Source organism: Lachnospiraceae bacterium, assembly GCA_022794035.1.
In the GTDB taxonomy this organism is placed as follows: domain Bacteria; phylum Bacillota; class Clostridia; order Lachnospirales; family Bianqueaceae; genus CALWPV01.
The window spans coordinates 1-1,032 of record JAAWDX010000015.1 but is presented as its reverse complement, the minus strand read 5'-3'; the positions used below and the strand labels follow the sequence as shown (position 1 = coordinate 1,032).

At 53.8% G+C, this 1,032-nt stretch carries 1 protein-coding gene; it reads right to left on the bottom strand.

Going from position 1 to position 1,032, the window contains the following annotated elements; genetic code table 11:
* Positions 1 to 1,010 (bottom strand): hypothetical protein (locus HFE64_10965; GenBank protein ID MCI8633979.1); only part of this gene is annotated, 1,010 nt, incomplete at its 3' end.
* Positions 1,011 to 1,032: the final 22 nt, after the last annotated feature.

The window sequence follows — 1,032 nt, the reverse complement described above, 5'->3', positions numbered from 1 at the left end:
TCGATGAACCCGTCTCCGCTTACTGTTACCGTTTCATTTGTCAGCGCCTCTCCATTATACGCTCTCTCTGCGCCTTCTGATGTCAGCGTGACGCTTCTCTTCCCGATCGTCAGCGCTCCGTCCTTGACCACGAGCTCGATCGCATACTTTCCTGCATTCTCTCCGCCTACGTTAAAGCTCTCCTCGCTCAGCCCCATCGCATACGTCCCTGCATCTTTTCCCTGGGCCTCTGCTCTCACGCCTGCCTTCAGGCTCACACTTACGCCCTCCGGCGCTCCGCTTACTGCGTAGCCGCTGATGCTCTGCTTCTGTCCGTTATACACTACGCTCTCGCTGTTTCCGCTTACCTCGATCGTAACCTTCTCTTTATACCATACATGCACCTTGTTCTGGGAAGGATCTAAGGATGTGATCTGGCACTGCTCGATATGATCTAGCTCATACCCTACGATCTCCGGAGCCTCTTTGTAATCGCTCTGCTCCTGATACGTCTTGCCAAGCTCCTGTGCCACCGGCTTCCCGCCTATATCATCCATTCCATAGTGATACACCACCGTATACCCTACGTTGATATATCCGTCCATGTGCCACTGCGCTCCGCTTACGCTCGGATACCCGTTGGCTCCGCTTGCTCCGTGCAGGCTCCAGTTATTGATGCTGCTGAGATATTCTTTAAACACTGCCCTGTTATCCCAGGTCATATCCCCGTGCCAGCTGATCTTATCCAGCTTATCCTGCGCAGCCTCTACCTGCCACGACTGTGCCTGCGTGCTGGTACTGCCTACCTTGCCGATTGCAGCCTCCACCTTACCGAGCGTGTACCACACATCCTTATCATTATCATTCGCCTTCAGTCCCGGTATCGTTCCATTTACCTGCACGTACACGTACACGTTTGCCTTGCTTGTGTCCCGCCGCTCTGCCGCGCTCGCAAACTCTCCCGCGTAGTTCGTCACCAGCATGATCACCGTCATCATCACTGCCAGGTACTGTCTTACTCTCTTTTTCATCCTTTTCACGCTTCCCTTTCTT